Genomic DNA, 726 nt, shown 5'->3' with positions numbered 1-726 from the left:
CCAGCACGCGCGGCCTTGTAGTGAAGGCGCAGCCGCAACGAAAAAGACGTCGCCGTGCCTGGCCTTGTTAAGCAAAGCATTTCGGAACCCGAATCTTCTGGTAATCAATGGTAAGCGGCTCTATAACCCATGCAAGTTTCTCAAGTGCATGCATCTTTTCAATTACCGATGAAACCACCAAGTGATGCCGGAGTGAATCATTAACTTTCTCTCGAATGCTTGCAAGACTCTGAATTACAGCTTTATCTCGAACATGAAAAACATCAGCGTTAAAAGTCAAGTCAATTAACTCTTCAGTAGAAACATCGCTATATTTAGTTGATTTGTCTGAGCGTTGCCAATGCTTCTTAATGGACTCCAAACAGTTTACAGCTGGCGATTCATGAGCGTATGACTGCACAAGATTTCGAACTTTATAGAAACAAACTAAGTCCTTTTCTAGAATAAAATGACGAAAGTCTACATAGAGGCCTTTCAGCCTATGAATATCGACGCCTAGGCCTGTACTCGACTTTTTCCCCTCTTGGTCGAGCCCCACCCATCCAGAGAGATTAGCTCCGCTCATTTCAAGGGATAGCCAATTTTCCCTAAGCTGGCCATATTTACTCTTGAATAGATCTAATTGATCAATCTGTTCTTCTCCAATTGGACGGCTTAATTCAACCTCAAGAGTATCCATCTATTCTCCTACTTAACGCCCACATTAACAGGCAAAAAATAGTTGGG

1 protein-coding gene is annotated in these 726 nt (G+C 43.0%); it reads right to left on the bottom strand.

Annotated elements, in window-relative coordinates:
- Nucleotides 1–67: 67 nt before the first annotated feature.
- Nucleotides 68–679: a hypothetical protein gene (locus ACQ661_RS12695; protein WP_153827367.1), complete on the bottom strand. Its 612-nt coding sequence runs from the start codon at nucleotides 677–679 to the stop codon at nucleotides 68–70.
- Between the last annotated feature and the right edge of the window lie 47 nt (nucleotides 680–726).

Origin of the sequence: Pseudidiomarina sp. WS423, assembly GCF_050750165.1 — a bacterium.
GTDB lineage: Bacteria > Pseudomonadota > Gammaproteobacteria > Enterobacterales > Alteromonadaceae > Pseudidiomarina > Pseudidiomarina fusca.
This window is presented reverse-complemented; position numbering and strand designations above follow the sequence as displayed.

Excerpts from the sequence above, each read along its gene's own strand:
- ACQ661_RS12695 (WP_153827367.1), bottom strand. The coding sequence starts at position 679 with ATGGATACTCTTGAGGTTGAATTAAGCCGTCCAATTGGAGAAGAACAG.